The organism is Mesorhizobium sp. WSM4832, from assembly GCF_055811115.1.
Genome location: NZ_JBVVQH010000073.1, coordinates 1 through 275 on the forward strand (window position 1 = coordinate 1; position 275 = coordinate 275).

The 275-nt window shown below is 58.9% G+C and carries 1 protein-coding gene; it reads left to right on the plus strand.

The window, feature by feature from the left end; all coding sequences use genetic code 11:
* Window positions 1-2: 2 nt before the first annotated feature.
* A partial coding sequence (locus AC0L2L_RS33400; RefSeq protein ID WP_473584023.1) for a Glu/Leu/Phe/Val dehydrogenase dimerization domain-containing protein occupies window positions 3-275 on the plus strand: 273 nt, incomplete at its 3' end.

Here is a 275-nt window from a genome sequence, read left to right on the forward strand (position 1 = left end):
GTATCATACAGTGCAACTCCACATACACGGTCCGCTTCGGGGTGAGATTGCGCGGCCGTATGTACAGCTTTGTCGGATGGCGCTCGGTGCATAGCGAACACTGTGAGCCCGTCAAAGGGGGCATTCGCTATGCACCGGATTCCGATGCTGAAGAAGTGGAGGCGCTCGCCGCGCTGATGACGCTGAAATGCGCGCTGGTTGATGTACCGTTTGGAGGTTCAAAAGGCGCACTCAAGATCGACCCACGCGAGTGGGCGCCGCAAGAGCTGGAACGC